Raw genomic sequence first — 24,760 nt, 5'->3', positions numbered from 1 at the left:
GACCTCGTATAAGTCGTGGCGCTTTAATGGGACGGGGAATAGGAATAGGGTTAATAGTACCGTCTATCAATGGAGATCGCATCTAAGGGGATCGCATCCATTCTAGGTGTACCATACATAGGGCTAGCAGGGCGTTCTTCCTGTGTCGTCGTTCCAGTTTGAACGAAATCCTGTTTATAGATCGGTGTTGATTCTATATCGGTCGTGGTCTGTTTTCCAACCGTAACATGGTCAGAATAGCTAGGTATTTCCACCATATCCATGACTTCAAATTCAATAGAATACAATTGGCCATCTAAAACAATTCGTAATGGGATAAGAGGATGCACCACTCGCTTAATCTTCGCTTCGAATGCTCGAATGGCTTCCTCGGTAATGCCGTCCTCACCTGCAATGTCGTTCAAAGGGATGCGAATAGCACCGCGACTAGTCAGAAAAAAGTCGCTCGGGTTTAGTCCGTTTTGCAGCTCTAACTCTGACTCGGGAACTAAGAACGTGCCGTATGGAAATTGCTCTTGGTCTACTGGCGCGTAGATTCGTTCCCACTTAACACGTAACCCTTTAAATTCACGCGCGAGCGTTGAGATAAGTGGATAAATGGTCTTTTTAAAGTGAATTTCGTCCTTACGCTGCATCACAACGTGTGGCAAGTCCTCATCGGCCACTTCGCCTAGTGGGAAGATTTTTCGCAGCTCTTTAATGTCTTCTAGCAGCGATTCTTTGTCCATTTCGTACAGTGAAGAACGCGCTTTAAGCTTTTCAATGTATGACTCTACGTGAGTTTCAATTGACTCTGCGATCGCGCTTCCTAAATCTACCCAAGCGGTTTCCTTTTGACGCGCCTTGGTTAGCTGGCCAGATAGCCATTTTCTGAAGTCTCCAAATGCCATGTTTTTCGCCTTATTGGTGTAAAAGTTTTCGCATGCGAAAACTATACGGGATGATGTTTCTTAAAGTTCTCGCATGCGAAAACTATATAGTGTGTTGTGTTTTAAAGTTCTCGCATGCGAAAACATCCGTGTCTTTCTTGCTCCGTGCGAAAACTTCTATGAGTAATCGAAGTTCAGTTGAATGGTTGACGCATTCACATCTAAATAGTGGTAAGTATCAATCGGGATGCGGTCAAGAATCCCAACGACTTCAACCTCAAACTCTTTAATGCCCAAAGTCACGTTGAGCTCTTGGATCGCATCCCAAATTTGGTTTTTGGTAATGCGCTCATTGCGACTTGTCTGTTTGCCAAATTTCTCATCTAACGCATCGGCCAGTACCTTTGTCGCCCATTCTGGATTTGAACTTGGGTAAAGCTTACCTTTGACCGTCACGGTAAATGGCACGTCCTTACGCTCCACCAGCTTATAGCGCTCGTTATAGCCCTCTCGGCCAGCGAATAGAACTTGGATTTCCTGATTCAAAATCTCGTCGGTTTTATCGGCAGAGTAAGCACAAATAAAGATCGTATTGATGTTGCGAACGTCCGGCGTTCCTGTGAGTTTTTCCTGCTCCGCTTCGCCCCAAATCGACAACCAAGTAACACCAGAAATATTGCGCTTAACAAAGGTCATGTAATCCGAGTCCCACGCTATCTGCTCGTCATAGATTGGCGAGTAAAGGGCGTTGTTTCGGATTGACTCAATGTCTTCCGGCTCTGCACCGCCGATAATACTGGTGGACGTTTTGATTGAGAGCTGGTCTTTATAGGCGCTTTGAATCCCCATATCGATAAGCTCTAAATACTGCGCATCGAGTAGGGTAGTCACACCATTAGTCAGCCATAGCTCAAACTCAATTACATCACCTGTCGCTGGCGCACGACCGTTATTGTTGTTACCAAAACGAACGCCTAGCTGGTCGGTTGGCTTGTAATACTCCATGTAGGCTTTGGATTTGCCGTCCGTATTACGAAACTTAAAGACGTGCGTCCATTCTTCTCCGTTCACGCGCACGATGATGTTATGAATACGCTTAGTCAGCTCTTGAGGGAACGCCACGGCCAACCAGTTTTTTCCTTCATCGACCGTGTAGGTCATCTTGGATACTTCGAACTGTTGCACCTCTACTGCGGCGCTTTCTTGCGGCATAAGATCAATGGCTTCCATTAGCGTATAGCGCAATTGATTGTCAGCCACGCATTGGCTGTATTTCGGCAAGGTAACGCGCTTTGTTCCGGTATTGGTCACTAGCGCACGGCCTTTCGATGGCGCTGCTTTTCGCCCTACATAGCCATCAGTTTCAGCACCCGCCAAAATGGAGGTGCGTTTAGTGGCTAGCGTTAGGTAGGATTCTTGCAATGCACGGCTACTGATTGCTGCCATGCGTTCAACAATCTTGGCCACAAATAAGCAAAGGTAGTCAACGAACTGCGAACCAATATGACGCGACCACCAGCTTGAACCAGCAATCGCCTCGTTAAAGGTCTTTTTGACTTCTTCTAACTTGCTCAAAACGTAATACCTCTCTCCAACGTTTGACCGTTCACAACGATCGTCAATTTGTAGGCATCGATACCGTTCACGCTTGGCTCTACGGCAATGCCTTGAACCACCGCGTCTTTCACGTCAATTGGGAGGGTTAATAGGATTGAGTTTTCGATAGCTGCTGCTGTGGTTTCGTTTATTGGTTCATGCTTGTATGCCCCTAATCTGTTGCCCCATTTGGGAGCGCCCCAAACTTGGCCTTGAGGTGTATCGAGCCATTCAGAGACGCGCGCAACGATCGCGTGTTTCTCATCGGCCACCTTTACACCGTCAATATCGACCCGTAGTAAGTAATCAATTTCTTGGCTCATCTATTACTCCATATCAGCGCTTTGACGCTGTAACGAACGGTCATCAAAGTTGAGAGGAATAGAGCCGCTAGCCTTAGTGGCTGACGCTGGCTTGTCTTTGCTTGAGCTGCCGCTAGGCGCTGCAAAGATAGTGGTCGGTTTGTTGTTATCACTGCCGCTAACCGCGCGCCCAATGGCATCCAGTGAATGTTTGCTAAGTTCCACGGTTTGAGGCTTGCCGCTCTCTTTGAGGTCTTTCATTGCTGCCTGTGCTTGCAGCTCGCTAACTCTCTCATTGCGTTGAATGGATGATTGAGTCGCAACCGTCTTATTCGAGGTGTTTTCGGTGTCCACTTTCACCACGGATTGAGTGTCCGTTTTCTGGTTACTTAGCTCGGTATTGATGGATGATTCATGGCTGGCTGTGGTCACGCTGTTGGTTTGCGTGTTGTTTGCAGCCTTGGTTAGTGCGGCTACGGCCTCAGCCTCTTTACGGCGTTTGATCTCCGCATCGACGGCGGCCACTTGTTCAGCTTTCTTATCTGGCGAGTAAACTTGGCCAAGCTCGGGATGCTCGACCATGCCGGACATATCCATGCCTGTTTCATTAGCCACTTGCACACGTTTGTCCTGGCTAATACGTTTTTCTCTTTCTACAGCTAAGTAAGCTTCTTTGTAGCTAATCCCTTGCTCGCTGGCCTTTTGCGATACCTCTTGAGAGGTCACTTGAATTGAGTTTTTCGCATCAAGTTCGCGCATGGTTTGGCTGTCATTGGACGCTTTAGCAGTGTGGTAGGCTTCGGCGCTTTTAAGGTGTTCTTCTTTCTCTGATTGAGCTCTTTCACTCTTAGAGTGATTGGTCTCGCTTTCGAATTTAGAACTCTTAGCCGTTGTTTCTCCCTCGATCTCGCCGCCAAACAGCTTGTAAATGCCCTTGGCCATATCACCAGAATCAAAGGTCAATGCTTCCTTAGCACCATCAAAACCGAACGCCCCAAGCGCCGAACCAAGCAAACCAGCACCGCCACTGACTAGGCCACCCAAATCGAGCGCGTTTGCCAATGCCATTGAGCTTTTCTGGCCAGTTGTCGCCTCTTGGCCATCTTTGAGGTTGAACGTCTCTTTCTGTTTGTCTTTGTCAGTGAATCCGCTAAACGCATCGTAGGCCATTAAGGCCGGAGCAAGGAAAGGGATCGCCTTGCCAGCAACAGATCCGATTTTAGACATACCTTTAAAGGCGGCACCCGCCATCGATACGCCCTTGTTGGCCACGTTTGAGGCTTTGCTGCCAATGCCTGACATTACCGATTTGATTCGGCCACGTTTGCCACCCGCTTTACGGCCAGCACGTCCACCAGCACGGCGGCGTTCAAACATATCGCCAGCTAGGTCTAATAGGCCACCTTGGCCATCGTTCGCCACTGCTTTGGTTGCCGAAATCAGATCATCGAGCTTATCTAGTACATCATCGAATTGGCGTTCACGATCAGCACTCGATTCATGGAGCACTTCAAGCATGTTTGCTCGGTAGCTCTGTTCTTTGGTGTTTTTGATCTCACTAGCTGTGCTTATCCGGCTAGAATCACTCCCAACAAGATTGACAGGCACGTTACCCCTAGCATCATCACGGCTAGGTCGATCACTAGGCGTAACTTGAGTTGAGTGGTTCGTCTCGAACGAATCTTTTGTCGCTGATAGTTGTTCATGGCTAACTGTCTCTATGGCTGTGACGGCCTGACTGTCTGCCTCTGGCGCTTGCTTGCCTCGGGTAAAGAGTCGGCCTAGTTTCGATTCTTTTAGCTTGTCCTTGGTTGAGGTGGCTTTTTCAGTCACATCATCCAATGCTTCTTTAGCGTCTTGCCCCAAGTGATAAAGCTCTTTAGCGGAGTAGAAGAACGAACCACCAGCCGCAGCGCCAGCCGCATCGGTCGCGTCGTTTTCTTCCTGTAGGAACTCTTTCACGTTATTGATGGCCAGTTGCTTAAGGCTGGTGGCCACCTTGGCAAAAACGTTCTGGCTTTCCTTTTCCGTGTCGGTTTGCTTTTCAATTTGGCGCTCTAATGCGGTTTGCTGTGCGTTCTTGTAAGCCGATTGCTCTTGCTTACTCGCATAGCGACCATCGGAGCGTCGAAGCTTGCCGTTAGCGTCTTCCCAATAGCCCTCAAACTCTGCCAGTGCGTCAGAGACAGCCTTTTCTAACTTCTCTGGCACATCATCAAGGATTGAGGTATCCAAACGTTCAGAATTGGATTCTGGCGCTTCTACATTCACGACAACAGGCGCTTGTTTTACTGGCTCGCGCGCGTCCTCGCTTTTCAGCGTGTCAGCAATCGACTTTACGCCACTTACAGAGCTGCTTTGCTCGATCGCTTTGGCGTCCGGCTTGGCTTGTGTTTCTGCTGACTGACTAGGCGCAAATGACAACTCAATTTCACCTGTACGCTTGGTCTTGGTTGCACTTGGTTTAGGTGTGCCGCTTGATTGTTGTTTTAATTCTTTTTGTGGATTAACGCTCGGAATGGTAGAGACGTTATGAGAGGCATTGGAAACGCCCTTAGTTACCGCCTTTTCGATGCCCTTTGTATCCACTGCAAGGACGGCCTTTTGTTGGCTCGTTGGTAGAGTCTTGCCATCGAGTTTGCGACTAATCTCAGATAGCACGGTCAGCTCTTTGTCACTGGCTCGCTTCACTGCATCAACAACCAGTGAAAGATCAACCTCTTGTTGGTTTCTGTCCATTTTTCACCTTGTCTTGGAGCGCTTTATCTAGGCTTATGGCCATCGTTTGAGGTGTTTTGAATACCGCATCGATAGGCTGGCCACCGTAGATCGTTAAGTTCTCAATCAGTACGTTCCAACCAACGTAATCAAAACGTTGTAATGAAGTCGTTATGCCGAAAGGGTAAGAGCAACGTTCGAGTTGCTTCACCTCCTTGCTCGATAACTTTCTGGCACTGCGGAATGGTGGCGACTAGGTAGTAACGCCCCTCGTCGTACTTGGTGAGCAATCCGTGACGCGCATTGCGTAGGCACTTTTCAACCTTGGCAAAGGCCACACGAAATTCCGTGTTGAGGTACATCGATTTCAATAGGTCGATTTTCCACACTAGGGCATCGTCTTGGTCTTTGGGTTGATCTTCGAACGTTAGGCAGTAGGCCAACTCAGTGAGCGCCATGTGATTCGCTTGCTGCTTCCATTCAGCGCTGTCCGGTTCGTACTGGTCGCGCTCATTGCGAATGTTCTCAAGTTGCTCCGCTTCGTAACCGGTTAGTGGTTTCACGTTCGCTAGGTATGACTTGCCTTTCACGCTTAAGGTGATCTCTTGTTTTGGCAATCCATTGAGCGCTTTGGCCGATTCCATTAGCTCGCCCATATTGAGATCGAGATAGTGAGTTTCTTTGCAGTGCTCGCACTCATAGCTAAAGGGAATAGTGCCTAGCTCGCTGGTGGACATAAAAATCCACCACAATGCTGCGCGGCGATCTTCACCAGTCCATAGGCCGCTATCACTCATAGGGCGCTTACTGGTGTCTTGCATGTGGTTCAGATAGCGAGTTGTATTGGCTTCCTCTTGGTACTCGTTGAGGTCGCAGAACAATAGAGCGTCTTCCACGGTTGGGACTCGAAACTCAATCACTTCTGAAATGTTACTTGGTAGTGGAAATGATGGAATGTGCATTACAGTACCTTGTTACCTACAGACATAAATTTTTGGAGAATGAGCGGGAATGACTGGATCTGGTTGCCGTTTTCGCGTGAAAACATCACGTTGCCAATCTTGGTAGGAAAGACTTGATAGCTCTTATAGAGTGACTTTTTTCCGTCCTCATTGAGCGTGAATATGTTGATTTTGAACACGTACTCTTTGGGGATGTTGAGTGTGCCGTCTTGGTTTCTCACTTTCTTGATTCGGCTTTCAAACCACTTGGAGATAGTCAGGTTTTGGTCATCACGAACCGTTAGCGTGATTTCGCCAACGCTGCTGTATGTAGGCAGCGCAATCGAGCCAGAACCGACTTGGAATGAATCCGCATCGATAGAGCCAGCACCAAAATCAATATCCTTTACGTAAATATCAAAGTCCGTTGGCGCGTCCGGCGAGTCGATTTCTACCGCCCATTGCCAGCCTTGCAGCCACGGCTTATTCATAAAGTTATTGGTCGCGCGTTTGGCGAGCTGCATGTATGGATTCATAGCCGCCTCGCTTAGAGCAACGATACTGGTGGAACAATGGCACGGTTCGCGCGCATTGAGTTTTCAATCTCGGCTTTACGTGCGGCTAGATCAGGTTCGGCAGCAATATCGGTCACATCCAACTTGCCAGCGATGGCAATACGGCGTTGACGCTCTGCGTTCGGGATAGTGATCAGCAATTCCAGATAATCGCCAAGCAAGCTAATGCACGGCGTTGGAAGCTGGAACGAATCAAACGGCTCATTGAGTACGTTTTGCATGTACATCAATGTCAGTGGGAATGTTTCTGCGCCCGTTAATTTCAGTTCAAGAACGTTGCCCCAAACCTCGCTACGCACATAACGGCCACGGTCATCTTTGACCACCAGCCTTGCAGCAAAGTCGGACGGCAATTCAAACTGATTGCTATCGGCTAAGTCGCTTTGTTGGATGCGGATTTTAGTGGTAAATCCGGCAATCTCTTGGTACTTGGCCAGCGCTTTACGCAGTAGGCTTAACAGCGCCTTTTCGTCGTCGTGGAGCAAGATGGGGAATCTCGCTTTCACGTCTTCGAGTAGTTCAATCGGTGTCATGGCCGCTCCGGTAGTGGCGGCGCATTTTGAGATAGGAGATAGGCTTGGTGAATCTTAACTCAAAGCGATAGGGCGCGCGATAGGTGATATTGAGTTACCAGATAAGGCGGTTTTTACTTAGAGCTTTAATGAACCCAATCTTCCAGCTTCAAGTCTGCAACCCTAGAAAACTCTCTTGTGTTATTGGTAACAAGAATACACCCTGCCGCAATCGCGTGTCCTGCAATTGCAGAATCGTTATTACCAATTGGCTCCCCATTTGCCATAAGGCTCTTTTTAACTTCTATGGTAGCGTCTACGGCTGCTTTATCCCACGGCAAAATTTCATCCACACGCTTAAGGAACTCTGCGACCAGTACAGCGTGTTTAGGGGATGCTTTTTTCCCTAACAAGCCATATTGCATTTCCTGATAAGTAATTGCCGAAATCACGATCCGATTTTGTTTGCTCACTACAGCCTGTAGTTTTTCTAGTACCGTTATTGGCTGTTCTCGCATAATGAAAGAACAGATACAGGTATCGAGCATATAGGTACTTTTCTTACTCAAAATCAAAACGCCCCTCATCCGCTACCACATCCTGACGTTCAGCCATAAAGTCATCATCGGCTTTATCAAAGTCAGCAAACGAAACCCAATTAGGACGGACGGGACGCAGAATAATCTCATCCCCATTTTTGATGATTTCCAATTCGTTTACGCCCTGATATTCCATGTCTTTTGGCAAGCGCACCGCCTGATTCTTGGCATTTTTGAATATTGAAACTGTTCTCATAGTTGCTACCTATTAGCATATGTTGACCATATGGCAAGTTTAGCTCTAGCCTTGCATATGTCAAGCATATGCTTGTTGAGGTTGAGCTATACGATTCAAACTTTGTGATTGGTCACTGGTATAAAATATTGATAGCTTGGGGTAGCAGTGAAAGGAGCAACCAAAATGCGAAGAACAAAGCACGAACCTGTAGGCGTTGGCACCATCTTAAAAACAGAATTTCTCGACCCGTTATCGATCAGTGAAAGCAAGCTTGCTAGCGCGCTTGGTATCGATAAAAGCGTTGTAGACGGCTTAATAAGCGGAGACATTACCATCACACCACTCATGGCGGCCAAGCTAGCCATTGCGCTCGGGACTACGCACGATTTTTGGTTGAACATCCAACACGCTGTTGATATTTGGCAAAGTCACCGTGCTATTGAAACTATTCAGCAAAGCATTACGCCGCTTGTAACTCAAAGATAGATAAGCGATTGACTCCCACTGCCTGTGTGCAATACTGGATTCATTAAACATTTTGAAAAAGTTTCACGGTATGAGCAAAAAGATTGCGGGGGTTAGCCTCCCACCAGCAAAACCTACTGATTTTATTAAAGTAGTAGAGCTAATCAACAAGCTAGACCCAATTAAATACGGGTTTGATAGTAGCGGTAATTACTTGCACTGGAATGACTTCCAGTACCGTTCAAAAGAGTTTAAAGGCGACCAAAAGAGCTACGCTTGGCATGCCCTAAAAATTAGACGTGGCCTTAACGACATTTCGCTTGTTGATGAAAATGGCAATCCGTTCCAGCTTAGTGCCGCCAGTCTCGACGCTAAGCTATTCCGCATCGATAAACAGCTTAAACTAGAAGATTTTCCGCTATCTGCTCAAGACAAAAAGGCACACCTAGTGAAAAGCGTGATTATGGAAGAAGCCATTAGCAGCGCTCAATTGGAGGGAGCGGCCACAACGCGCAAGGTGGCCAAGGAAATGCTTGAAACAGAACGTGAGCCTAAAGATGACTCCGAACGGATGATTATCAATAACTGGCGTTTGATCATGATGGCCGATGAACTTAAGGATGTAGAGCTCACACCAGAATTGATTAGCGGGTTTAATGGCATCGCCACCGATGGAGTGTTAGAGAATGAGCACGTTGCTGGCCAATACAGAACGGATGCAGTCATGGTTAGAGACGTGGCCACTGGCGATATTATTCATGAAGCGCCAGAACATGAGCACGTTTTGAAGCTCATCGAGCAACTATGTGACTTCGCCAACACCGACCATACCACCAGCACCAATTTTATTAACCCAATCGTTAAGGCTTGTATTCTGCACTTCATGATTGGCTACATTCACCCATTCATGGACGGCAACGGGAGAACGGCTAGGGCGCTTTTCTACTGGTTCATCCTTAAGCATGGTTATGAGAACTTTAAGTACGTCTCGATCTCTGCGCCACTTAAGAGCGCGCCAACCAAGTACGTTAGAAGCTACGTTTACACCGAAACGGACGACAATGACTTAACGCACTTTGTGGACTACCAGCTAACGGTCATCATCAATGCGATTGAGCGCTTTAACGAGTACATCAAGTCTAAGATCGAAGATACGAGAGAGGTGCGCGAACTGCTAGACGACTCCAAGCTTAAGGGCGTGTTGAAACTGCCGCACATTGTGATTCTGGCCAAGGGATTAGAAACCGCCGGACGTGTCTTTTCAGTTAAGGAAATTCAGTCTGATTTTGACGTGTCTCATACCTCTGCGCGCAAGTATCTTGAGAAGCTGGTGGAGCTGAAATTGCTGTTCAAATCAAGGGATGGCAACGAGAATACCTACATTGCACCAGCCGACTTGAAAGATAGGCTAACCAAAGCTTAAGAGCATCAAAAAAGCCGCCAAACTGGCGGCCTTTTTGTAGGGAATAGAATAGGACTGGTTGGCGATTAGAAATCTACCCAGTTGTATTGCAGTGTGATAGCTGGCTTAACAAGTGCTGCTGAATCTTCTGTCGATAGGTCGATCACGTCTGAACGTACTTTTACGTGCTCCAAGCGGAATCGATGCGAGGTTGCACCCTTACCCTTAGTTGATTCAGGCGTAGACTCGATAACGACAGTGACCATTTTCTTTTCACGAACGATCTCACGTAGCATTTCTAGCACTGTACCTGTGATCGTTTCTACGCACGTCACCGCGATTTCGCCTTTGTTCTCAAGCGCACCATTTTGGATGTAGCCCAAGCCCATTTGGCCAAAATCTTCTACGTCTGCACGACCCATTGCTGGAAACTGAGTAGAACGCACCAAAACGCTAAGATTAGGGTATTCTTCGATTTTCATCTCGAACTCTGTACCCATCATCTTTTCGCCAGCTTGGACGTTCTTAGTGAATTTCTGTTTTAAGAAATTCATATCGCTTTTTGCGTTAAATGCTCCGGCCATAATTACACCTATTCTATTGGAAGTGGTTCGGAATCTGTGACTGATTAATCATTTGCTTAGGAGCGGCAGTAATAGTTACCGTGTTGTAAGCGAAATTCCCGTCTCGCGTCTTAGGTGCGTTAATGTCATAACTCACCTCGCTAATACGCATAGGTAGATTGAGCGCTTTGCCAATCTTGAATCTCGCATCACTTGGAACACGGCCACCAAGGCCATCGGAACTGACTGGAACAGTATTTTGCAGCTCGGGACTTATCATCTGAGCCAGGTATTTAATGGGATCATTAACCTCTGATTTGGCATTGGTGAACGCGACAAATTTCAGCGTTGCTGTGATTTCTGGCGGTTCGTTTCCTTGCCAAACTTGCTGACTGTTCCATAGTGTTTTACTCGTCTTATCCGACACGGTTTGCGCGACTGAGGACGTTTTATCTAGGGCATTGATGTTACCCACGGAATCGCCCTCAAACGGGGCTTCCCATATCGCTCTAAAGGCAAGCTGACACTCATCAGTCATGTAACCAATGACCGTAACCTCTTGACCGCCTATGACTTGTGTAATGGCGCATTTATTGTGGATAGACACGCCATCATCATTAGGTACGCCGACAATTACAGCCATTGCTTACCCTTACTTGTCCATACCGCGAGAATCGCGCATGCGGTTAGACTTTTTACGAGCTGCTTTAGCTGCTGAGCTGTGAGCTTTCGCGCGCGCTTTCTTAAGTGCTGCTTTTTGTGCTGCACTCATACGGCGCTTACGGCGATTGGTTTTGATGTAAGTTACCTTGCCGTCACGGATCACTTTCTTAAGCGCTTCGAGCATCATTGATTCACGAACGGCGAACTCTGCGATCGCTTCGTCTGAGTCCACGTTGTCTAGGCCACGCTCTAGGGATTCAAAGATGCGATCTGCCGCTTCTGGATCTTCCAGTGCTTCTCGCATGTCGCCATCTTTAGGCTGGCCAACTTGAGCAATAAACTCACTAGCCGCTTCCTGTAGCGATTCGTAGAGCGCTGCTTGGCCATCGGTTAGCTCGGTATCGTCATCGCCACCAGCCATGCCAAATAGCATTGCGTCTAGGTTGTCGATTGAGCTGTCACCACCATTAACCCACTGAACACAAGCCGCTGCTGCGTCTTGGCGAGCAATGATGGTTGATGCACGGTTGATTGACTCAAGAAGTTGGTCTTCTGTTACAGACTCAAAAAATGCAGTTTCAGTTTGTTCCTGCTCGGCCACTTGTGGCATCACAAATGGGCGAGCAAGAACAGAACCCTCAGAAAACATTGATTTCATTCTATTCTTGCTCTTTGTTCATTAACGGATTAGTACAGGTTCACCAAGGATTCGACGTGCGGAGCCAGTTGGACAGAACGACCAAGTGACTTTCCAGTAGTCGATTTCGACTTGCTTGATTTCCAGTGTCCAAGCGCTTTCGCCGTCTTGATCTGGATTACGAGGTGTCACTAGCGCACCAACGGCTTCATAGCCCTCTAGGATGCTGGCCATACCGTCAGTTAGCCCCTCAAGCGTTGCACCGTCAGGTTGGTGTTTTAGGCGATTACCTAGTGCGTAGAAGTCGCGTGAGATAGCGTCAGCAATAGACACGATTTGCTCAAAACGTAGGTAGTTTTCAGCCGCAGATGACGTTAGAGAGTCATCAATGAATAGGTTGCCGTTTTCGTCTGTGCCTAGTTTGTTTAGACGTGCCTTGTACATTTCTTGGTAGTTAGGCTCGCCAGCACCTTGGATTGGTTTTAGGCTAGTACGCTGAATAACAGCACGCTCAACACCTGCTGGTGTGTAGTGCCAACCGCCGACTGGAGAGGTTTTAGCAACACCAAGCGCTTTAGCTGCAAAGCCGATACCCGAGCCGCCCCATACCGCCATGTTGCCGTAGAAACGACACTTAGCGAGGTAAGGCATATGCACGAATGAAGCGCGATGGTTGTTGAAGTTCAGACCTTTTTTGAACTCCAATGCCGCTTCGTGCGTTAGGCGAGGATCAATATCGAAGTAGCCAGAAATGCGTTTGTCTTTACAGATTTGCGCTAGGTCAGTGATTACCGCTGTTTCGTAGCAGCCCAAACCACAAACGTAGTTATAGCTGTAAACGGTAGTGCGTAGTGCTTTCACTGCTTTCTGGTAATCGTCAGCCGTAATGTCGCTAATATTGCCGTTGGTCGCGCCTGTGAATTTGGTTTTCGCAATTGTAGTAACTTCGCGTTTCGCTACTTCTGCATCGATGCGACAAGTTAGGTACTGCGAACGTTCTTCAAGAACAGTCTCGATAAACGCAGCGCTACCCATTTGGTCTACTGCTGTAGGCTCTAGGGATACAACCCATTCTTCTAGCACTACAGAGCCACCAGCCGCCTGTTCTTCCTCTAGGGTAAGAGTGAACATGCCAGCGCCGTAAGTCGCTTCGTCTGCTTTCGCAAGCGTGATAGAGCGGTTATCGGATTGCGCACCGTCTTTGATAGCGATCGCTAAAAATTCGCCATCTTCAAGTGACAGGTCAGCCGAGTAGTTGATCGCTTCGTTAGTGATCGTCACTTCGTCTGCTGGTTTGGTTAGCTTGATAGCTGGATAGGTTGCCGTTTTTGGTACGACACGAACCACAAGGCCATTACCGCCGCGCAAGGCTTCATCAAGAACGCGCATGCCGTCAGCCAGTTTGCCAAGGCTTGAGTGGTAAGGCTTGCCTAGTTTGTCTAGGAAGTTAGCCGCCGTTACCGGAATAACTTCGAACGGCTTACCCTTTTGAGACACAATCACACCGCCAAACACTAGCTGGTTAGAGCCAGTGCCTTGCTTAGTTGTCGAGTCAGCGTTAATTGGCGCAACCGCAACTTGTGAGACGTTATCCATTGAAAATTCAATCTTACTCATTCTCTGTCTCTTTCAGCGTTAGATTCTGTGCTGCAAGCTGGCTGACAATTTCTTGTAAACCCGCTTGAGCAATACCTTTCACCGCAATCACGTTTTCTTTCGTCATTTCGGTTAGTTGTTCAACTGTTGCTACACCGTGGTTAGTCAGTGCTTTTTCAACGCTCGCGCTTAGCTCAAGTTCTGATAGCGCTGTGCCTTTGTTGCTGGTGGCAGTGTCTGGTTGTTTTTGAACTTCTGGTAAAACCGTTGGCTCAAGACGAACCGAAACAAGGCCGTTTGGATAGGCCGCTTCCACTTCGTGTTTGAAGCGGTTCACGTTGAAAACTGAGAGAGGGAAATCTTTGGCCAGTGGTGGCATAACGCGACCCTGCACCGTGATTTCCTTTGGTGTGTGGTTGGTGATTAAAACGATCGTTTCTTTCATCGAATCCCCCAAGAGCGGCAGCCCGTAAGACTGCCGCTTACTTGCCTTATGCCGCTTCTGCTACAGGAGCTTCGTCGATAAGTCTCACACGGTAGAAGTAGTCTTCTCCGTCGAATGGATGGATCTCGCCGTAGGCCAATTCGTATAGCGTGTTAGACGCTACTAGACCTTTGCCGATTGGATGTGTGTACATGGTTGCTGCGATCGCATCACCCGCTACGTAACCCGCTTCTGAGTGAGAAGAACCGCGACCGTAACAAAGCATGTCGTTCGTACCGATAACTACCGGACATTCGAACACTTTCCACATACCGAACAATTTACCCGCGTAGTGGATAGCGTTTTTCTGTTGGTAGTTAGCCGGAGCAACGAAATATGGAGCACCAAGAGACTTAAGGATTGTTGACGCGCCAGTACCAGCAAAGATACCTGTCATGCCAGTTGTGCGAGTCGCTTGTAGGATCTTCGTAGAAACGTTTAGAAGAACTTCGTTTAGACGTTCACGATGTAGACGCCAATCTTCACCAGCTGCTACGTAGATATTGAATGTTTCTTCGCGCGTACAAGCAAAGTCCATATCTACTAGGTGGCGAGTCGCTTTTTCCGATGCCAATGTGTTGCGCATGTGGCTCATCTGTAGAGATTTCAGATCTTGGCCAAACTCGCGTTGCATTGTGAACATCGCTTGGATCGTCGCGTCTGCTGCGATTGCGTTTTGACGTGGGCGTAGCGTGCGAGAGTCCATGTCGTGATCGATAGTTGGGATCAGATCTGGACGTTTCTCAATGTCTACCTCGAATTCGATGTGTAGAACGGTTTCTTCTGGAAGTGCCGATGTTGGAGTGACGGTAACTTTGCCTTTTGCATGGTCTATCTGACAGTTAATAACCATACCATTGTGAGTGCCTGTCATTATTTGACTGCCGTTGCTGTCTAGGTCGCGAGCCACACGTTTATGGTTAATAAATAGGGAAACAGATGTCTTCGTGAATGGGATTTCAAACTTGGTGTGTTGTAGGTCAGTCTTAGAGTCAAAGACGTGAGTTGTCTTAGTGCCGTCTGGTTGCTGTTCAGCGACAAACTTGTAACGCTGACGCATAGACGAGTATTGGCCAACCGTTGCTTGGTCGATTTCAGTACCCGCTGCGAAGTCACCAAAGTTTGAGCCAGTGCGGCGGTACACTTTGAAGATCTCAACTTCGTTGGCTCCCGCTGGGATCATCGTTACAGCGTCAAGTGTTGCTGTCTCTAAAAGCACAGGCAGCACTAGGCCAACCATTTTCGCGCGGATTTCAACACCCTCTGACGTTGATAGAGACTGACCGATAGACTCAAGCATCATTGCGCCTGTTGAGCCATCACGCTTAGCGCCCTCTAATGTCATCATGTTACGCATAGTTGCGTGAGCTGATGCCATTAGTTCGTCGCTAGGTAGGTGGCCGTAAGTCTTTTCGTATTCACGTACCGCAGATTGCATACCTGATACGATGCCAACCGCTGTTTCTTGAGACACTGACTCGAACATAGGCTCATTCGCAATGGCTGACAAAATAGCCGCGCCACGAGAATTGTCGTCAGTTAGAAACATGCCTGTTTGTGAATCGAATTGGGATTCGATACACAGATTACGCATTGCTTGAGCGCCTAAATGAATCGCCTCAATGCGTTTGTTGAAGTTAGAACGTTTATCTGCCATGTAAATAAACCTTAGTTATTAATTGAGTATGTTCGGAATGGTTAAGCCGCAGAAAAGCGGTAAAAATTCGCTCAATTCCGGATAGTAATTAAGATTTATTGCGAAAAAAACAGGGGTAAAATTGCATTTAACTTATTGTTATATAATGTATTTGTTTCTTTTTGTGCGCTTTTGTGGGAATGGTAACGACAGGGGGGGTCTATGTCGTTGATCGTGTGTTTTTGTTGAGGAGAAAGGGGATAGGAAAGGGCAACTAAAAAAAATTTAAAAAATTTTTAGTTGTTATAGGGTTCCAGCCAAAAAGCCGAACACGTTGCTTAGCAGCTCTTGTGTGTCAGTCTCTAAGCTTGGAAGCTCAACACCATAGAAAACGGCCAAAAAGTCACGAACAATGAGTTGATAAACGACCACCAGCGCAATGCTCCACATCATAGCGGCGCGTCCAGTACGTACCAATGTGTTAGAGCTGGCCGCTTCAAGCTCTGCCAGTTTGTAGGCAAACTCTTTGCGTTCTTCGTCACTGGTAAACACACGATCACCAAACTCGGTCAGTTCGTGGATAATGCCACCTACTTTCTCGCTGGTGGCGCTCTTAAATAGGCGGCTTGTAAACACTTTTGCTAGTCCCATCATTAATTGCTCTCTTTAATGTGTTCTGCGAACGCTTCTGCCAGTGCTACGGCTAGCTTTTCGCGCAGTTCTAATCCCTTTTGCAACGACTCATCGTTAGACAAAAAGAACGGCTCCAAAATCACGGCTGGCATTTTGGTTTTCATCAAGAAACGCCAACCGCGAGTATCAGTACCAGTGTTCGAGATAGCCTTAAGACCACGATTACGCTGTCCGATAAGTTCAGCCACCGCTTTTTGTAGGCGCAGAGCGAGTGCTTGGCTCTTGGCTGACTTATGCCAATGCAATGTCTCTGAGCCTTGAACGTCCTTATTTGCCACGCTGTTACAATGTAACTCGATGGCATAGTCAGCGCTTGAATCGTTCACATCACCGATCATCCGTGAGTAGGTGTCTCGATACATGATCACTGGAAGCATGTCTCGCTTATGTAGCTCGGCAGCCAATAAGCTGGCTAGGGGATGATTGTAGCTATATTCATTCATTCCGAATGTTTCATTGTAAGCGCCACCATCTTTAAAGCTGTGGCCAACAACAATGCAGACTTTTTTCATTTTATAAATTCCCAAACTTAGTTTAACTAATATACACTTAGGTATTGACTATGTTCGGAATAGGAAATGTATTTTATTTACCAGATCGGCATCCCAATCGGCTGGTGTCAACTAATGTTGAAACTTCATTTTTAGCCTTTGTAATAGCTTCTTGCGCCGCGAACACTTACCTCGCGGCTTTTTTTTGCCTGTAAATCAGAAAAAACCAGCGCGAACGCTGGCTTTGCTTGGATTATGGTCGGTTTTGAACGGGCTCTATCTTGTTTGATTTGAAGTAATCAAGAACAGGATTAACTCGATAGGGTTCTACGTGGAAGCTGGCCATCACCTGATCTTTACGCATCAAGTAAAACTGATTTCCGCTGTATCGCACCGCATCAAATATCACGTTCATTCGGCACCCATCGTACATGTATTCCCCCTCGAAACTGAGGCTTTTGCGTATCACAAAGGATAGTCGCGCCTTGGTGGCTTTAAGCTCGTTTCGAGCTCTAAATAGGTTAATCGCTAGTACGATGATGAGCGACAATAATCCGCATAGTTGACATGCGTTCAAATAAACTGAATAACTCATTTTGTCTTTTTTCTAGTGCGAATAGGAAAGTCATTAGCAACAAAAAACATTCTACAGTCTAAATACCTCCGCTGTCGCATCTTTGATACTCGTTTTTTTCGTCTGGTTGCTACAAATGGTAAACGAAATCGCTTTAGTGAAGTAGTCCAGCGCTAAGGTGCGTTCCTCTTTCGACGCAATGATCATTGCCTCAATCACCTTGCTTGAGCTGGCCACGCCACCAGCAAGGGGAGCTATTACCTCATTTAGCGCATCGGCCTTGTTAGCCAGTTCTGGCGGTAAGACTGGCGGCGGCAAGGTTGCACCACTATCTGAGTCACTATCGCCTGTTGGTGGCGCTGGTGGCGTTAACGCGCCATTGATTTGCGCCATTAAGGACACGGCCTCATCAACATGGCCAGAAAGACCGTTGATCACTGCCTCAAGCGCTTTCAGTTCTTCCTTGCTGGTAATTGGCAAGATACTCGGAGCGGGTACATTGTCCTCTGTGCCATCTACCTTGTGTGTGACGTTCACACCAATAGACACTTGTTCGAGATCGGTTGGGGCGGTGATCAACACTAGGTGCTCATTCCATTGCGTTAACGTGGCCACCGTTGCGCTCACTGAGCCATTCAAACCCTTAAGCGTTGCCACTAACTGCGATGCGCCTTGGTAGTCCTCAATATCCTCGCTCACGCAGCCAGATAGCTTCTCTGACAAGATTTCACACTTCACCTTAAGGGATTTGCCTCGAGTAAGGTTCTCCGCTTCCTTAAGGCCGCCTAAGTCTAAAAACTGGCGAAACTGCTCGATTTGCTCTTGTGTGTCTAACATCAAATTGCCTCAATCAATCGTCATTAAGTCGTTACCGTTCACCAGCGTAGCGCCACACCCAAGGGCATCGCCTACTACTGCGACCGGAACGCGATTAACAGTAAGTTTTGAACTACCAGTAATAACGCCAACGTGCGGCGGGTTATCTGGTTTTACGTGCATGACGGATATATCACCCGTACCTAAAACGTTGACTCCATTCACGGTCAGTAGTGGTTGGCCAGAAACAAAAACACCTGGACTAAAGCCACCATGACCACTATCCACACTCCCTACAATTCCTACGGCTGGCATAGTGCATTACCCTAATGTAAATGGAGCTGCGGCAGCCTTAACAGCGAACTGGCCACCAGCATCGATATTGACGTTACCACTCGCTTTAATGGTCACTTCATTGCCCTCTAGGTTGGCTTTACCGGAGGCTTTTACGGTTGCATTACCACCCGCTTCGATGTTCGCATCGCCTTTCACTTTGATAGTTAGTGCGCCTCCGATTTGCTCCAATGTGTTCCCTGTTGAGCTGCGAAACGCATTGCCCTCGACGTGGATAACACATTGGCCATCTGGTGTGATTTCAATGGCCGTGCCGCTTTGGGTATGCGTTACTGAGTAGCCGCCTTGATGCGTGATGAGCTCGCGCAAACCAAATCGCACAAAGAGCGCATCTTTGCGGTCATAGGCTGGTGGCTCGGGTTCACCCTCGGCTCGTTTAGGCTGATAGGCTTCTCCGTTCACCTCGCTTGGTAGGTACGACTCATAGTTAGGCGCGTAGTAAAGCGATCCGGTAATACGGGGATAACGGGTATCACCATTACGAGGAAAATCCACCCAAACCAGATCCCCTTTTTCCACTGGCACTGCATGGCCACCACTCGGTTTTGCACCTAATGGCAGTAGAAACTCGGCAAAAGGTAAATCCTTATCGGGGATTGCATCCCAATAACCAAGCAAGCGAACGGATACCATGTACAAGCCTTTCGGATGGACAGGATTGACCACCTCGGCCTGATAGCTACCAAACAAGCGGTTAGTGACGTTGGTGCGTGTTCTGTTCTCTGACGAATCGCTCATATGTTGCGTACTCCCAACTCGATACGACACTGATACCGGTTCCCACGTTGGCAATGGGCGACACGGTTCATGATTTGTTTCTCTGGCATGGACTCATCCAGCTCGGTAGCGGGTAGCCGTTTATGGAATAGCACTGAGCACACCGAAAGAGGCGTAAAGGCAGTATTTCCGGTAAGTTCCACATCCAAAATAGGGATGATGGCCATGTGTTGATTATTCAGCGCCTTGGCTTGTGGAACGCTAACCATAACCATAGCGCCCGAACGTTTACCGCCTTGGAAGCCCTCGACGGTATCCCAAGAGGCATAGTTACGGTTAAGAACGCGCTCAAACAGGGCTTCCTCTCCGATAATGGAGTAGTTTGCAATGCTGTGCTCTGCTTCCTCTGGATTCGACTGTTCCAGCTTGAATTGCTCGCTCATATCCATGTTCTTGAGCGACTTAAAGTGTATAACACCACGGCAGATAAACGCCACTGAGCCGTAATCTCTGGCCATTGTTCGAATTAAGCGAGACTTAGTACCACCAGCATTTAAATGGTACGTAGCGCCACGCTCAAAGCTGTCACATTCGATTTTTAGCTCGGGTAACAGCTCGGCCAGAATGTCTTTAGGCTGCATTTCAACAAAGAATCGAGGCGTTGTGACTGGCTCTTTAAGTAGGTGCGCATCCTTTTGGAATGCTTGAACGGTAAGCATACCGTCAGCGCTGGTGGACTTGGCCACAATGAATTTTTCAATCCAAACCTGATCGCCTCGCTCGTTCACATCGGCCATCGTGACCTCGATCTCTGAACCGCGCTTAATCCCGTAGTCATCCCGATAAACGGCAGCGTGATCCATGATTTCCATAACCAGCTTGTTGCCGTCCATCGAAGCACACTCAATGTAGGTAAACGAATGAATGTGCTCGATAGGGATGTCATTTTCGTTGGTGACAACTTTTTGGGCGAGAAAGTATTCTTTATTACTCAATGACTCGGCCTCCCATACCAATCGCGCCCTGACGGACAGTGATCGACTCGGCCTCATAAACCTCTGCAATCACTTCAAAAGAGATTGAGGAAGCAAACAGGCGAGTATTTTCATGGTCTACTTCGGCGGGTTCGGTCATCGCATCTTTACGGCCACGTATCTCGATGCTGATTTCCATTTCAGTATCAGCGAGCATGGTTTTCGCTCTGAATACGTGCTTACGCTTGCCCTTGGTATGACGTAGCCAAACCATTAAACCTAGCGCTAGGCGGCTAAGGGTAGACTGGTTCCAAGCTAGGGCATTAATGCGGTAGGTAAGCGCGACAAAGGACTTATTAACCACGGCATAAGGTTGATCTTGCTCATTGGTTAGTTCGCCATAGTCAGCAATATCGACGTACTCCGCGCCATCAACAAACCCAATCACCGGATCGCGCGTGATATAGCAAACAGGCAAAAGCTCATTACGGTTTGCTTTCACCTTGTCACCTAGTTTGGCTGTCAACTTAGATAGGAATGACACTGGATCGGTAAAGTTGCCGTAATAAATCTTTCTCGACTTATCACGGCCAACAAAGCGAGAAAACTCACTGTTCTCTCGACGCTTAGTGTCAGCCACAACTAAGGAATCAAGCACGTTCTGGAAAAAAGCAGCCACCGCACGATCGATGTCGGTTAGCTCGGTGTGTTCCACCTTGCCATCGAATGTCACTACATCGCATGGGATTTCAAAGAACGTCTCATCCAGTTGCATGCTTAGTCCTCCAAATCGTCCAGCTCGTAATACTTACGGCCTTTTACGATAGTGATGCACTTATCACTTCGGTGTAAGGTCACATCGAACTTGTGGAAGTTGCTCGTTAGGATAGGGAGGTAAGCCGATACTGGCTCATTGCGCTGGTAGCCGTCTCGCGTTTTGCGGCCTTTACCGGATCGGTTGCCCTCATAGATTTGAATGACCGCGCAATCAAAATCAATCTTGGCCATGTCTGCGACCGCTGCATCGAGGTCTTTGCGCATGTTAAGTACGTTCGCGCACAACATGACGCAAAAACGGCGTTTTGAGCTGTCAATTTCGGCAATATTGCTCACTACGCCTTTGGCTTTTGAACTCGGGTCAAAGTGAGTGACCGTCATGATCTGGTTGTGGTAGTTAGTAAGGTATTCTTCTGTTAGGTCGGGAAATTTACCGCAACCAAAGTTAAGAATGTTGTTCGCGTATGACCAGTTAGGCGCAAGTCTGCTAAGGCGCTTTGCACTGGCTGGCACTTGCTTTCGGCTAGTCTGTAATGTCATGACCACTCCATGATTGGAGCAGCGCTTTAAGGATGGGTTGGAGTAGGCCTAATATTAACGTTAAAGCTCGATTACGTCACTGTCTTGTAACGTTTCTTTGGATTCTAGCTCTGTCGAACTTTATAGTAATGTTTATCTGTACAATTCAAGGTAATTAGGGGGCACAATTTGGCTAACTCATTACTGCCCCATTGTTTGTTATCACTGAAGCTAATTAACTTCTTTTGGATGAAAGCTTCTCTTACCTATAGTTATCCGAGGGTGTGTCGATGTAAGCATTTTAAAATTATGCTTCATTTTGCAATCTAATACCCATTACATCTCATTAACCTATTGATTATCAATTGAACTGTAATTGGAAAGTCAGCATGATAGGAGTATGAAAGGCGGCTAAAAGCCTTATAAAAAGCGTTATGCAACTCAGGTAAATTTAGGGGTTCAATCTTTTGGGATTTCTCCGGCTATTTGTTTTGTGTTGTCGGCAAATGAGCATTTTTACCCTAAAATTCGTGGTTAACTTAAACCGTAAAACAGACAAGATTCTTGGTTTGCCTCAATCATTTTTAGCGTTGGCTTGCTGCCAATTCAGCGGGCGCAAAGTGTGGAAAGGACAAGGTTATCGAGCATTTTGTACTTGCTGAAGGTTTCGCTCGTTAAGTTTTCCTGATTCAAAAGCTTGGTTTGTTGCTGAAAGGTGGACTTTGTTTTGGTGGCTTATTTATCACGGTTCAGGCTTTGGCTGATTCTTGGTTCACTTAACCAATATTTTGATTGTTTTCTTAATTAAATTTGGTGTAACTTCTTGTTTATCTTATTGAATTTGCATAACAAAGCATTTAAGACGGATTCGCAACGCTTGGCGGTTTTAGTGTAAATTCAGTTTTTGTATTTTAAGTGGTTTGTCGAAGCACCGGTGTTTAGCGTCGCTCACCACTTAATGCGGCGTTATTTCCGCAACGGATCTCTCAGGCTGAATGTACGTGATTGTAGCCTAAGAGTGAAAGTGGCGGGGTAATAGGGTGGAAAAGCGGCGAAAAGGGCGAATATTGGTCATTTCCATGCTAGCGCTTAAAGCGCTTTAAGCGCACCTTAATATGGCGCAGCAATTAAAGAGTGACGCTAAAGCGATTTAAGGTAGTGAGCTGCCAAATACTTCGGCTTCGATTTTTGCCTGCATACCGAAAATTTCTCGTCATATCAAAAGATTAGGCGTAAACATAGCCGACTTTAGTTGCGGAATAACAAGACGTTCAAGGCGATTCGAAACGCATTGGGGTTTTAGTGCCCAAATAGGCACGGATTTATCAGAGTTTATTTTAGGTTAGGGTGCATGTGCGTCTCTCACACCTTAACTGCGCGTTATGTAAATCTCAATAATTTGGAGTAATTTGAACTTGGAAAGTCTGTTAGAGCCAACTCTACCTGTAAATATACAGTCGTTTTACGCAATGTTAGTTTCTGTAGCAGGAGTTTTGCTTGGTATTGGTTTTGCAGCAATGCTATTCATTTTGCAAAGTGGGTTTACCTCCTTCAAGTATTCGAGACGAATGTATGTCTTGCTTTATTTGTATTTTGGTAAGCAAGTTTTGCTGTCGTTGGCGTATCTTACTTTACTTCCTTTTTTGGTTCTGTATTTACCTGACAGCAATCAGGTGACAGCATTTGTTCAGTTCGTCTTTTGCGTTTTCTTTCTGGTTAATACACTCGATTATGCGCGAGAAGATGGGTATATAATCACTCTCAACTCGCACAAGTTTGTACCTCGACAGTACGGTCCAATTCGTCGCTACTTTCGATATATAAGTAATCGAGGTGCATTACGAAATGCAGTGCATTTGGTGCCACCTTTCTTTGTTGCCTTGTATCCTTACATACTTTCGTCAAAAAATGGGCTGACCCTAGAACTCAGTGAAGTAGCAATGTTTTATTCCTGTTTACTTGTGCTTTGCTATACCCTGTTTAAGCTTACAATGTTTATTCCCGAGTTTTTCTCATTCACGGACACTGAGCTTAAATTAACGCATAAACTGGACAGTGATGAGCCGAAAGAGGATGACAGAAGCTATGAAACAGAGCGTTCGCACCTCAAAGAATATCTTGTAAATCATGGGTACTATGAGTTGAATCCAATGACACCATCGAGTTTTCTCGATGGTGAACTTAAAATATATTTATTCCCTTCCAAAGGAAACCTAGCGCATTTCAATATCTATGTTGAAATTAATAATACAACGCCAGAACAGCTCAAAGAAGAGGTTGCGAAGTATGGGTATAGTTTTGCTAAAGTTCTAATGAATTCAAAGTCTGACATCACTCAATTCGTTCTGTCATTTCACGTTACTATCTCTGGAGATAAACAGAGAAATCTGTTTTTTCGGTTCGATGCCAGCGATATTCATACACTTACCGAACAGCCAGAAAATGGTCATATGGCTATGTTTAATCTGAAAAATGTTTGTATTGATGAACTCTTTAGGTAATTTACATAACAAAGCATTTAAGAGTGATTCTCAACGCTTGGCATTTTTCATTCCATCGATGAGTTCAGTGTTTACGGTGGTATGGTTCAGTATCGTGGTAGCGTTGCTCACACCTTAATGCGGCGTTATGGCTCACAAGATTCGCAATCTCAGAAATGAAGGTTGTTCACATCAAATTTACGGTATCATGCACAATTGACTAAACTGTAGTTACTCATGCTTATACCAACTAATACACCTTCTTCCTCAAATGTATCTTGCTCAAACTGCCAAGCTTGCTGCTGCCGCCTTGAAGTTATGATTATCTCGGATACTGGAGTGCCAGAAGAGTTCATCGCTCGAATGATGCGATTAAATGATGGTTGGTGTGCCGCTTTAGACAGAGACACTCTAATGTGCACAATTTATGAAAACCGTCCTTGGATATGCCGCGAGTTTGAAATGGGTTCTAATGAGTGCTTAGACGAACGTGTCAAGTTCATATAGAACAACAGATTAACGTTTCTGTTCGTTCGTGAGTTGTAAGCCATAACAAGAGACTATGGCGTCAATAGTTAATTTTTGAGGCTATCTGTATCCCACATAACACCATCTCTTAGCATTGAATT

The 24,760-nt window shown here is 46.7% G+C and carries 28 protein-coding genes; 4 read left to right on the top strand and 24 right to left on the bottom strand.

Translation table 11 applies throughout. The annotated features are described in order from the left end of the window. Positions 1-50: 50 nt before the first annotated feature. The 9 genes from NB463_RS07700 to vapB form a co-directional block, all read right to left on the bottom strand. Positions 51-890, bottom strand: coding sequence for a hypothetical protein (locus NB463_RS07700; protein ID WP_104968943.1), 840 nt, complete (start codon positions 888-890; stop codon positions 51-53). Positions 891-1,046: 156 nt separating this feature from the next. Next, positions 1,047-2,444, bottom strand: coding sequence for a hypothetical protein (locus NB463_RS07695; protein WP_258430869.1), 1,398 nt, complete (start codon positions 2,442-2,444; stop codon positions 1,047-1,049). Then, positions 2,441-2,788 (bottom strand): hypothetical protein, encoded by a 348-nt coding sequence (locus tag NB463_RS07690; protein ID WP_033905435.1) that lies wholly within the window; start codon positions 2,786-2,788, stop codon positions 2,441-2,443. Before NB463_RS07690 ends, NB463_RS07695 begins: the two co-directional genes overlap by 4 nt. Before the next feature lie 3 nt (positions 2,789-2,791). Continuing rightward, positions 2,792-5,506, bottom strand: coding sequence for a hypothetical protein (locus NB463_RS07685; RefSeq protein ID WP_258430868.1), 2,715 nt, complete (start codon positions 5,504-5,506; stop codon positions 2,792-2,794). A gap of 128 nt (positions 5,507-5,634) precedes the next feature. Beyond that, positions 5,635-6,447, bottom strand: a complete 813-nt coding sequence (locus tag NB463_RS07680) for a hypothetical protein (RefSeq protein ID WP_033905439.1) — start codon at positions 6,445-6,447, stop codon at positions 5,635-5,637. After that, positions 6,447-6,962, bottom strand: coding sequence for a hypothetical protein (locus NB463_RS07675; protein WP_215810199.1), 516 nt, complete (start codon positions 6,960-6,962; stop codon positions 6,447-6,449). Before NB463_RS07675 ends, NB463_RS07680 begins: the two co-directional genes overlap by 1 nt. 11 nt (positions 6,963-6,973) lie before the next feature. Beyond that, positions 6,974-7,534, bottom strand: a complete 561-nt coding sequence (locus NB463_RS07670) for a hypothetical protein (protein WP_042522733.1) — start codon at positions 7,532-7,534, stop codon at positions 6,974-6,976. Positions 7,535-7,659: 125 nt separating this feature from the next. After that, positions 7,660-8,082 (bottom strand): type II toxin-antitoxin system VapC family toxin, encoded by a 423-nt coding sequence (locus tag NB463_RS07665; protein WP_254662349.1) that lies wholly within the window; start codon positions 8,080-8,082, stop codon positions 7,660-7,662. Further along, complete coding sequence (vapB, locus tag NB463_RS07660) at positions 8,075-8,308, bottom strand: type II toxin-antitoxin system VapB family antitoxin (RefSeq protein WP_069497804.1); 234 nt, start codon at positions 8,306-8,308, stop codon at positions 8,075-8,077. Before vapB ends, NB463_RS07665 begins: the two co-directional genes overlap by 8 nt. A gap of 165 nt (positions 8,309-8,473) precedes the next feature. On the opposite strand from vapB, the gene NB463_RS07655 reads away from it, so the two are divergent. Together NB463_RS07655 and NB463_RS07650 are read left to right on the top strand one after the other, a co-directional pair. Next, positions 8,474-8,776, top strand: a complete 303-nt coding sequence (locus NB463_RS07655) for a HigA family addiction module antitoxin (protein WP_258430867.1) — start codon at positions 8,474-8,476, stop codon at positions 8,774-8,776. A gap of 70 nt (positions 8,777-8,846) precedes the next feature. Continuing rightward, positions 8,847-10,178, top strand: coding sequence for a Fic family protein (locus NB463_RS07650; RefSeq protein ID WP_258430866.1), 1,332 nt, complete (start codon positions 8,847-8,849; stop codon positions 10,176-10,178). A gap of 65 nt (positions 10,179-10,243) precedes the next feature. Here the strand turns inward: NB463_RS07650 and NB463_RS07645 are convergent, their stop codons facing one another. From NB463_RS07645 to NB463_RS07575, 15 genes are all read right to left on the bottom strand, one after another. After that, the gene (locus NB463_RS07645) at positions 10,244-10,741 is read right to left on the bottom strand and encodes a hypothetical protein (RefSeq protein WP_258430865.1); all 498 of its coding nucleotides are present in this window, start codon (positions 10,739-10,741) and stop codon (positions 10,244-10,246) included. A gap of 13 nt (positions 10,742-10,754) precedes the next feature. Then, the gene (locus tag NB463_RS07640; protein WP_017635635.1) at positions 10,755-11,363 is read right to left on the bottom strand and encodes a hypothetical protein; all 609 of its coding nucleotides are present in this window, start codon (positions 11,361-11,363) and stop codon (positions 10,755-10,757) included. A gap of 9 nt (positions 11,364-11,372) precedes the next feature. After that, on the bottom strand, positions 11,373-12,041 hold the full coding sequence (locus NB463_RS07635) for a hypothetical protein (RefSeq protein WP_104968932.1): 669 nt from the start codon (positions 12,039-12,041) through the stop codon (positions 11,373-11,375). Positions 12,042-12,062: 21 nt separating this feature from the next. Next, complete coding sequence (locus tag NB463_RS07630; protein ID WP_104968931.1) at positions 12,063-13,637, bottom strand: hypothetical protein; 1,575 nt, start codon at positions 13,635-13,637, stop codon at positions 12,063-12,065. Beyond that, positions 13,630-14,061: a DNA-directed RNA polymerase subunit alpha C-terminal domain-containing protein gene (locus NB463_RS07625; RefSeq protein ID WP_074190161.1), complete on the bottom strand. Its 432-nt coding sequence runs from the start codon at positions 14,059-14,061 to the stop codon at positions 13,630-13,632. Before NB463_RS07625 ends, NB463_RS07630 begins: the two co-directional genes overlap by 8 nt. A 46-nt stretch (positions 14,062-14,107) precedes the next feature. Further along, a complete protein-coding gene (locus NB463_RS07620; RefSeq protein WP_074190162.1) occupies positions 14,108-15,757 on the bottom strand; it encodes a hypothetical protein in 1,650 nt (549 codons plus the stop codon). Positions 15,758-16,039: 282 nt separating this feature from the next. Then, a complete protein-coding gene (locus NB463_RS07615; RefSeq protein ID WP_054866388.1) occupies positions 16,040-16,390 on the bottom strand; it encodes a hypothetical protein in 351 nt (116 codons plus the stop codon). Further along, complete coding sequence (locus NB463_RS07610; protein ID WP_074190163.1) at positions 16,390-16,941, bottom strand: N-acetylmuramoyl-L-alanine amidase; 552 nt, start codon at positions 16,939-16,941, stop codon at positions 16,390-16,392. The genes NB463_RS07615 and NB463_RS07610 overlap by 1 nt, the downstream gene beginning before the upstream one ends. Before the next feature lie 232 nt (positions 16,942-17,173). Beyond that, positions 17,174-17,353: a hypothetical protein gene (locus NB463_RS07605; protein ID WP_146192901.1), complete on the bottom strand. Its 180-nt coding sequence runs from the start codon at positions 17,351-17,353 to the stop codon at positions 17,174-17,176. A gap of 213 nt (positions 17,354-17,566) precedes the next feature. Next, on the bottom strand, positions 17,567-18,331 hold the full coding sequence (locus NB463_RS07600) for a hypothetical protein (RefSeq protein ID WP_074190165.1): 765 nt from the start codon (positions 18,329-18,331) through the stop codon (positions 17,567-17,569). A gap of 9 nt (positions 18,332-18,340) precedes the next feature. Continuing rightward, positions 18,341-18,625, bottom strand: coding sequence for a PAAR domain-containing protein (locus NB463_RS07595; protein WP_074190166.1), 285 nt, complete (start codon positions 18,623-18,625; stop codon positions 18,341-18,343). Between the two features lie 6 nt (positions 18,626-18,631). Further along, positions 18,632-19,402, bottom strand: coding sequence for a hypothetical protein (locus NB463_RS07590; RefSeq protein ID WP_033905460.1), 771 nt, complete (start codon positions 19,400-19,402; stop codon positions 18,632-18,634). Then, positions 19,399-20,376, bottom strand: coding sequence for a hypothetical protein (locus NB463_RS07585; protein WP_074190167.1), 978 nt, complete (start codon positions 20,374-20,376; stop codon positions 19,399-19,401). The genes NB463_RS07590 and NB463_RS07585 overlap by 4 nt, the downstream gene beginning before the upstream one ends. Continuing rightward, the gene (locus NB463_RS07580; RefSeq protein ID WP_074190168.1) at positions 20,369-21,130 is read right to left on the bottom strand and encodes a hypothetical protein; all 762 of its coding nucleotides are present in this window, start codon (positions 21,128-21,130) and stop codon (positions 20,369-20,371) included. The genes NB463_RS07585 and NB463_RS07580 overlap by 8 nt, the downstream gene beginning before the upstream one ends. Before the next feature lie 2 nt (positions 21,131-21,132). After that, entirely contained in the window at positions 21,133-21,672 is a 540-nt protein-coding gene (locus tag NB463_RS07575) for a hypothetical protein (RefSeq protein WP_074190169.1), read from the bottom strand. Positions 21,673-23,066: 1,394 nt separating this feature from the next. Between NB463_RS07575 and NB463_RS07570 the strand changes: the two genes are divergently transcribed. Continuing rightward, positions 23,067-24,152: a hypothetical protein gene (locus tag NB463_RS07570; RefSeq protein ID WP_131815235.1), complete on the top strand. Its 1,086-nt coding sequence runs from the start codon at positions 23,067-23,069 to the stop codon at positions 24,150-24,152. A gap of 216 nt (positions 24,153-24,368) precedes the next feature. Beyond that, the gene (locus NB463_RS07565; protein ID WP_074190171.1) at positions 24,369-24,638 is read left to right on the top strand and encodes a YkgJ family cysteine cluster protein; all 270 of its coding nucleotides are present in this window, start codon (positions 24,369-24,371) and stop codon (positions 24,636-24,638) included. The last annotated feature ends 122 nt before the right edge of the window (positions 24,639-24,760 follow it).

This window comes from Vibrio sp. RM-41-2B (genome assembly GCF_024744415.1).
GTDB classification, from domain to species: Bacteria; Pseudomonadota; Gammaproteobacteria; order Enterobacterales; family Vibrionaceae; genus Vibrio; species Vibrio diabolicus.
Note: the sequence above shows the minus strand (reverse complement) of the source record. Positions and strands in the feature narration are given on the sequence as shown.

What these genes read in the sequence shown, in the direction of transcription:
- NB463_RS07700 (WP_104968943.1), bottom strand. Translation starts at nt 890, where the DNA reads ATGGCATTTGGAGACTTCAGAAAATGGCTATCTGGCCAGCTAACCAAG.
- NB463_RS07690 (WP_033905435.1), bottom strand. Translation starts at nt 2,788, where the DNA reads ATGAGCCAAGAAATTGATTACTTACTACGGGTCGATATTGACGGTGTA.
- NB463_RS07685 (WP_258430868.1), bottom strand. Translation starts at nt 5,506, where the DNA reads ATGGACAGAAACCAACAAGAGGTTGATCTTTCACTGGTTGTTGATGCA.
- NB463_RS07680 (WP_033905439.1), bottom strand. Translation starts at nt 6,447, where the DNA reads ATGCACATTCCATCATTTCCACTACCAAGTAACATTTCAGAAGTGATT.
- NB463_RS07675 (WP_215810199.1), bottom strand. Translation starts at nt 6,962, where the DNA reads ATGAATCCATACATGCAGCTCGCCAAACGCGCGACCAATAACTTTATG.
- NB463_RS07670 (WP_042522733.1), bottom strand. Translation starts at nt 7,534, where the DNA reads ATGACACCGATTGAACTACTCGAAGACGTGAAAGCGAGATTCCCCATC.
- vapB (WP_069497804.1), bottom strand. Translation starts at nt 8,308, where the DNA reads ATGAGAACAGTTTCAATATTCAAAAATGCCAAGAATCAGGCGGTGCGC.
- NB463_RS07655 (WP_258430867.1), top strand. Translation starts at nt 8,474, where the DNA reads ATGCGAAGAACAAAGCACGAACCTGTAGGCGTTGGCACCATCTTAAAA.
- NB463_RS07650 (WP_258430866.1), top strand. Translation starts at nt 8,847, where the DNA reads ATGAGCAAAAAGATTGCGGGGGTTAGCCTCCCACCAGCAAAACCTACT.
- NB463_RS07645 (WP_258430865.1), bottom strand. Translation starts at nt 10,741, where the DNA reads ATGGCCGGAGCATTTAACGCAAAAAGCGATATGAATTTCTTAAAACAG.
- NB463_RS07640 (WP_017635635.1), bottom strand. Translation starts at nt 11,363, where the DNA reads ATGGCTGTAATTGTCGGCGTACCTAATGATGATGGCGTGTCTATCCAC.
- NB463_RS07635 (WP_104968932.1), bottom strand. Translation starts at nt 12,041, where the DNA reads ATGAAATCAATGTTTTCTGAGGGTTCTGTTCTTGCTCGCCCATTTGTG.
- NB463_RS07630 (WP_104968931.1), bottom strand. Translation starts at nt 13,637, where the DNA reads ATGAGTAAGATTGAATTTTCAATGGATAACGTCTCACAAGTTGCGGTT.
- NB463_RS07625 (WP_074190161.1), bottom strand. Translation starts at nt 14,061, where the DNA reads ATGAAAGAAACGATCGTTTTAATCACCAACCACACACCAAAGGAAATC.
- NB463_RS07620 (WP_074190162.1), bottom strand. Translation starts at nt 15,757, where the DNA reads ATGGCAGATAAACGTTCTAACTTCAACAAACGCATTGAGGCGATTCAT.
- NB463_RS07615 (WP_054866388.1), bottom strand. Translation starts at nt 16,390, where the DNA reads ATGATGGGACTAGCAAAAGTGTTTACAAGCCGCCTATTTAAGAGCGCC.
- NB463_RS07610 (WP_074190163.1), bottom strand. Translation starts at nt 16,941, where the DNA reads ATGAAAAAAGTCTGCATTGTTGTTGGCCACAGCTTTAAAGATGGTGGC.
- NB463_RS07605 (WP_146192901.1), bottom strand. Translation starts at nt 17,353, where the DNA reads ATGTACGATGGGTGCCGAATGAACGTGATATTTGATGCGGTGCGATAC.
- NB463_RS07600 (WP_074190165.1), bottom strand. Translation starts at nt 18,331, where the DNA reads ATGTTAGACACACAAGAGCAAATCGAGCAGTTTCGCCAGTTTTTAGAC.
- NB463_RS07595 (WP_074190166.1), bottom strand. Translation starts at nt 18,625, where the DNA reads ATGCCAGCCGTAGGAATTGTAGGGAGTGTGGATAGTGGTCATGGTGGC.
- NB463_RS07590 (WP_033905460.1), bottom strand. Translation starts at nt 19,402, where the DNA reads ATGAGCGATTCGTCAGAGAACAGAACACGCACCAACGTCACTAACCGC.
- NB463_RS07580 (WP_074190168.1), bottom strand. Translation starts at nt 21,130, where the DNA reads ATGCAACTGGATGAGACGTTCTTTGAAATCCCATGCGATGTAGTGACA.
- NB463_RS07575 (WP_074190169.1), bottom strand. Translation starts at nt 21,672, where the DNA reads ATGACATTACAGACTAGCCGAAAGCAAGTGCCAGCCAGTGCAAAGCGC.
- NB463_RS07565 (WP_074190171.1), top strand. Translation starts at nt 24,369, where the DNA reads ATGCTTATACCAACTAATACACCTTCTTCCTCAAATGTATCTTGCTCA.